General features: G+C 71.6%; 6 protein-coding genes and 2 pseudogenes. 4 read left to right on the top strand and 4 right to left on the bottom strand.

Annotation, left to right across the window (positions count from 1 at the left end):
* The 3 genes and pseudogenes from ABZ749_RS28235 to ABZ749_RS28225 form a co-directional block, all read left to right on the top strand.
* Positions 1-674, top strand: a pseudogene (locus ABZ749_RS28235) (hypothetical protein); the annotation flags it as partial.
* An 11-nt stretch (positions 675-685) separates the two neighbouring features.
* On the top strand, positions 686-1015 hold the full coding sequence (locus ABZ749_RS28230; RefSeq protein WP_357233123.1) for a hypothetical protein: 330 nt from the start codon (positions 686-688) through the stop codon (positions 1013-1015).
* A gap of 173 nt (positions 1016-1188) precedes the next feature.
* Positions 1189-1998, top strand: a complete 810-nt coding sequence (locus ABZ749_RS28225) for an alpha/beta hydrolase (protein WP_357233121.1) — start codon at positions 1189-1191, stop codon at positions 1996-1998.
* Between the two features lie 68 nt (positions 1999-2066).
* Here ABZ749_RS28225 and ABZ749_RS28220 read toward each other — a convergent pair whose 3' ends face one another.
* The 3 genes from ABZ749_RS28220 to ABZ749_RS28210 all read right to left on the bottom strand — a co-directional run bounded on the left by ABZ749_RS28220 (position 2067) and on the right by ABZ749_RS28210 (position 3783).
* The gene (locus ABZ749_RS28220; protein WP_357233125.1) at positions 2067-3167 is read right to left on the bottom strand and encodes an AI-2E family transporter; all 1101 of its coding nucleotides are present in this window, start codon (positions 3165-3167) and stop codon (positions 2067-2069) included.
* A 144-nt stretch (positions 3168-3311) separates the two neighbouring features.
* Entirely contained in the window at positions 3312-3500 is a 189-nt protein-coding gene (locus tag ABZ749_RS28215) for a DUF397 domain-containing protein (RefSeq protein ID WP_357233119.1), read from the bottom strand.
* Positions 3501-3519: 19 nt separating this feature from the next.
* Positions 3520-3783: a Scr1 family TA system antitoxin-like transcriptional regulator gene (locus ABZ749_RS28210; protein WP_357233117.1), complete on the bottom strand. Its 264-nt coding sequence runs from the start codon at positions 3781-3783 to the stop codon at positions 3520-3522.
* A gap of 268 nt (positions 3784-4051) precedes the next feature.
* Between ABZ749_RS28210 and ABZ749_RS28205 the strand changes: the two genes are divergently transcribed.
* A complete protein-coding gene (locus tag ABZ749_RS28205) occupies positions 4052-5026 on the top strand; it encodes a hypothetical protein (RefSeq protein ID WP_357233115.1) in 975 nt (324 codons plus the stop codon).
* A gap of 90 nt (positions 5027-5116) precedes the next feature.
* Here ABZ749_RS28205 and ABZ749_RS28200 read toward each other — a convergent pair.
* Positions 5117-5478, bottom strand: a pseudogene (locus tag ABZ749_RS28200) (hypothetical protein); the annotation flags it as partial.

Raw genomic sequence — 5478 nt, 5'->3', positions numbered from 1 at the left:
GCCCCGACAAGGCCACCGTCACCAGCGACAGGGATCTCGCCCCGCCCCGCCAGGACGTCGACGCCGCATCAAGGTACAACGGGGTGATACGTCAGCTCGACAGGGTCACGAAGGGTTGGGTGCTGCGCTGGCAGCCCGTTCCGGGCCTGTACGTCCGGGTCGCGGCTCTCGGGGAGACCAGCGCCGAGGTCCGCCGGGCGGCGGCGGCGCTGCGGTTTGACGAAGCCCGTCGTTGCGTCGCGCCGGTTCGATTGACCGCCCTGCCCCCGGGTGCACGAATCAGCGCGTGCGAGGTGGCGGTGCGGCAACTGGTCTGGCCCCGCATCGTGAACGTGGCGGGAACCACGATGCCGACGCAGATGCCAGTCGCGGCCTCGGACCACACCGAAGCGGTGCTGACAGTCGCTCTCAGGGGCGCGGCCACCTTGCCGGTGCGGCTCGACTACTCACCCCGTCCATCCTCGCCCGACCGGGCCAAGGCCAATCGCGAGATCGCCGGCAGGCCGGTGTTCGACATGGGCGACTTCTGGCACGTGCTCGGAATTCCGAACACCCTGCTGTCCATGGGGTACGAGAACCGCTGGGAGCGGTCGCCCACGGACGCGGAGGTCAGCACGGTTATCGGCGGGCTCCGGGTCGCCGACGACCTTGGCGAGCCGGCCAGCTGGGAGTGACCGTAACCTTGGTGACTGTGAGCCCCCGTCGCAATCGCCCTCGCCGGGACGACAACGCCAACCTGGACGCCGACCGCGTCCGGCAGGGCGTCGCCTCGGTCCAGCAGTGGACCGACGGTGCCTGGCAGGTACGCGGCATCGGCGCCGGGGCGTCGGTCAAGACGTACCGCTGCCCCGGTTGCAACCAGGAGATCCGACCGGGGGTGGCGCACCTGGTCGCCTGGCCGGCGGACGGCCTGGGTGACCTGACCGACCGGCGGCACTGGCACAGCGGTTGCTGGCGGGCCCGGGAGCGGCGCGGCCCGGCGGTGCAGCGGGGCCGGAGCTCCCCGCGCTACTGAACGACCGGGCCCGGGGCGCTGCCGCTGGACTGAGCCGATTGCCCCGGGCGTTGCGGTGCCCGGGGTGAGCCGACCGCCCGGATAAGGGCTCGGGGACCTGCCCGATAGCGACCTGGGTCACCCTGTTCGTGCCTGGGCGGGCGGCGGCGGCGACTTCGCGACAGACTTGAACGGTGAGCACAGCGATCCGCGCGTCGTCGATCCTGCCCGGCCGCCGGGAGGACATCGAGCTGCACACCGCCGACGGTCTGCGACTGGTCGGTGAGCTGGCCCTGCCGGCCGACCGGCCGCCGGTGGCCACCCTGGTCTGCCTGCACCCGCTACCGACCCACGGCGGAATGATGGACAGCCACGTGTTCCGCAAGGCGGCCTGGCGGCTGCCCGCGCTGGCCGACCTGGCGGTGCTGCGGTTCAACACCCGGGGCACCACCAGCGTGCGCGGCACCAGCGAGGGAGCCTTCGACGGCGCGGTGGGCGAGCGGTACGACGTGGCCGCCGCCATCGAGTACGCGGAGTTCGCCGAGCTGCCCAACATCTGGCTCGTCGGCTGGTCGTTCGGCACCGACCTGGCGCTGAAGTACGGCTGCGATCCGGCGATCGCCGGGGCGATCCTGCTCTCCCCGCCGCTGCGCTTCTCCGCCCCCGAGGACCTGGCCACCTGGGCCAACTCGGGTCGGCCGCTGGTGGCGCTGGTGCCGGAGTTCGACGACTACCTGCGCCCCACCGAGGCGCGGGAGCGGTTCTCCGCCGTGCCACAGGCCGAGGTGGTCGGGGTGCCGGGTGCCAAGCACCTCTGGGTGGGCGACGCGGAGACGGTGCTCGACGAGATCGTCCGGCGGGTCAACCCGGCTGTTGAGGTGCCGCTTCCGACAACCTGGGACGGCCCGATGGAGTCCGGCGACGTCAGCGCGTACGCCGACCGGACGGTGGCTGCCTTCGCCGACACCCCCGTCCCCGGCCCGGCCGCGACCAAGGCGGACTGACCCGGCCGCGACCGAGGCTGGCTGACCCGCTCGTCCCCGGCCTGGCGGCCGGTCCGGCGGGCTGATGCTCAGCGGCGCTCCTGGCGGGGCAGCACCACCTCGCGCAGGATCAGTTGCAGCGCGGCCACCGTGGGGATGGCGATCAGCGCGCCCACCACACCCAGCAGCGCCACTCCGAGCAGCGCGGCGAGCAGGGCCGCCACCTCGTTGACCTCGACCGAGCGCCGCATCACCTTCGGGTAGATCAGGTAGTTCTCCACCTGCTGGTAGATGAGGAAGAACACCGCGCAGGCGATGCCGGTGGGCAGGTCGGCGGCGAAGCCGACCAGGCTCACGATCACCGCGCCCAGGGTTGCGCCGATCTGCGGGATCAGGTCGGTCACCGCGACCACCACTGCCAGCGCGAACGGGTAGGGCAGGTCGACGATCAGCGCGAAGACGAACGTGGTCGCGCCGGCCAGCACCGCGATGCTCAGCGCGCCGACCATGTAGGCGCCAACCTTGGCCAATATTTCGTCACCGATCAGCTGCACCCGCTCCCGCCGGGAGCGGGGCACCAACGAGTAGCCCAGCGAGCGCAGCTTGTCGAAGTACGCCAGGAAGTAGATGGTCAGCACCAGCACGGTCAGCGTCCGGAACACCGTGCCGAAGATCAATTGGGCCCCGCCCAGCACCCCGCCCAGCGCTCGGCCGACAGTCTGCGCGTTGGCTGCGCCCTGCACCCGCTCCACCACGTCGTACCGCTCCACCAGGTCATTGACCGTCGGGTTGCGGCGCAACTCGTCGAGCAGGCTTGGGATCTGGTCGATGAACTGCCCCGACTGGGTGACGATCGGCGGGACCAGCGCCACGATGCCGCCGCAGAGCAGCAACACCACAGTGAGGGCGACCCCCGCCACCGCCAGGCCGTGCGGCACACCCCAACGGCGTAGCCGGACCACCGCCGGGTTGAGGCCGACCGCGAGGAAGAGCGCGATCACCACCAGCACCAGGATGCCGCCGGCATTCCGAATCCCCAGATAGAGGGTGTACGCCAGCAGCACGCCCAACGCACCGGTGAAGCCGAGCAGGAAGCTGCTGCGGCGTAGTGGCCGCCCCGGTGTGCCGAATTTTCCGGACGGGACCGCCGGCGGCTCGTCCGGGTCGACCCCCGGGACGGGAACCGGCACCGGCGGCGGAGTCTCGATCGGCGGTGGCGTCTCGGTCGACGGTGGTGTCTCGGCCGACGGTGGCGCTGTCGGCGGCCGGGGATTGGCGGGCACGTCTGGGTCGTCGCCGGACGGGTCGTGCTGTGGCACCAGGAACCTCCCGGCTCAGGCCGTCGGACGACGGGCGACGGCCACGAACGCCCGCCACGCGGCCGGCGCGAACACCAACAGCGGGCCGGACGGATCCTTACTGTCCCGCACTCCCACCATCCCGGGCAGGTTGTCCGCCACCTCGACGCACGCACTGTTGCCGCTGCGAGTGGAGGTGCGCCAAACTGCGCCGGTCAGGTCCATGAGGTCACAACTTTCTTCATCAGTTCGATCGACTGCGGCGAGACAACGCAGCGTTTCTGATCATCTCCCAACGCGCCAGCAGCGTAGCCACCTCATGGTCGCCATCAACCACGAGACCGTCAATCTGATGCTCCATGTGCCCCACCCAACCACCGTCGGTGCCTCGGGCCAGATTGAACGGTCCGGAAAGGCCGACGTGCAGCCCGGTGTCGGCCGGAACGATGTGCGGGCTGACGTGTGGTCGCTCCAGACTGGCGGCGAGGTGGGTGATCTGCTCGACCACCAACCCGCGAACCTCCTCGCCGGCACGCCGCAGCACCAACTCCGACGGGCTCCAGTTCAGGCGGGAGGGCACGTACCCCGATGTCGGGGGTGCCGCAGCCGGGGCTCGGTCCGTACCCCGTGTTTTCCCGACCCCGCCGCGCGCGGACGCCGCGGGACGTCGCCTCGACCCCGCCGACCCGCGGAGCTTGGACACTTTCCGTCACGCCATGACGGGAACTGTCCAAGATCTGGTGGTGGGGCGGCGCTGAGGGGCGAAAGCTGTTCGGATGCTGCCCGCCGATGACGCCGACGCACTCGACTGGCTCGCCTTCGAGCAGGCGGGCGTGCTGACGACCGCGCAGGTCGCCGGGTTGCTCAGCGAAGCGCGGGTGCGGGGCCGGATCCGCTCCGGTCGGTGGCGGTCGATCTGCCGAGGGATCCTGCTGGCCGGTAACGGTCGACTCACCCGCGACCAGCAACTGTGGGTGGCGGTGCTGGCGGCCGGGCCGGGGGCGGTGCTGGCCGGGGTGTCCGCCGCCGCCGAAGCCGGGGTACGGGGACTGCGACGCGAACCGCTGCACGTGCTGGTGCCGGCAGCCCGCCGTGCCGCGCGGACCACCCTGCGTCGACTTCCGATCGACATGCCTGCGGTGCTGGTGCATCGCACGTCGGTGTTACCGGAATCGCACCGCCAACTCGCCCGTCCGCCGCGCACCACGCTGGCCAGGGCGCTGGTCGACGCGGCGGGGTGGGCGGTCAGCGTGGACGAGGCGCAGTCGGTGCTGGCCGCCGGTTGCCAGCAACGCCGGGTGCTGCCCGAGGAGTTGCGGGCGGTGCTCGACGTCCTCCCTCGGGCCCCCCGTCGGCGGCTGATCGGGCAGACCATCAGTGACATCGCGGGCGGCGCCCAGGCGCTCTCGGAGATCGACTTCCTGCGGCTGTGCCGCAGACATCGGCTGCCCGCCCCGGACCTGCAGGAACACCGGGTCGACGCGGCCGGCAGGAACCGCTGGTTGGACGCGTACTGGCGGGAGTGGCGGGTGCAGGTGGAGATCGACGGCGCGCACCACATGGATGCCAGGCAGTGGGCTGCCGACATGCGTCGGCAGAACGACGTCTGGACCAGCGGCGACCGGATTCTGCGCTTCCCGGCCTGGCTGGTCCGCGCTCGCCCGGACGAGGTGGCCGACACCGTCCGCCGCGCCCTCGTCGCAGCCGGCTGGACCCCCACCGTGCCCCTACGTCACCCGGCGCAGAAGTGAATCTTGGACAGTTTCCGTCAACGCGGCGGGCTCAAGCGGTGGTTGACGGAAACTGTCCAAGATTTGGAAGCTTCGACGGGTGGGTGCCCGTCACTCCTTCTCGATGGTGACCTTGCTGGGCTTGGCGCTGCGCTCGTCGGTGGTCGGCTTGGTGGGTCGCTTGCCGTTCTCACCGGTGCTAGTGATCTTGGTGGGTTTGGCGCCCCGGCCACCCTCGCCCGGAACGGCGGCCACTGTCGGCTCCCCGTCCACCCCGGCGCTCGCCGTGCCACCATCCACAGTGGTCACCGGCTCGGCCACTGGCCGCGTCGTGGACTGCCCGGACTCGTCCGCGGCGGCGTTCACCGGCTGCCTGGTGTCGGCGGGCTCCGTCTTCAGCCCGGCGCCCGCGTCCGACCCGGAGGCCGCACCCGACCCGGAGGCCGCGCCCGACCCGGAGGCCGCGCCCGACC

It is taken from the genome of Micromonospora sp. NPDC047753 (assembly GCF_040642735.1).
Lineage (GTDB): Bacteria > Actinomycetota > Actinomycetes > Mycobacteriales > Micromonosporaceae > Micromonospora.
Note: the sequence above shows the minus strand (reverse complement) of the source record. Positions and strands in the feature narration are given on the sequence as shown.

Excerpts from the sequence above, each read along its gene's own strand:
- ABZ749_RS28215 (WP_357233119.1), bottom strand. The coding sequence starts at position 3,500 with ATGGACCTGACCGGCGCAGTTTGGCGCACCTCCACTCGCAGCGGCAAC.
- ABZ749_RS28205 (WP_357233115.1), top strand. The coding sequence starts at position 4,052 with ATGCTGCCCGCCGATGACGCCGACGCACTCGACTGGCTCGCCTTCGAG.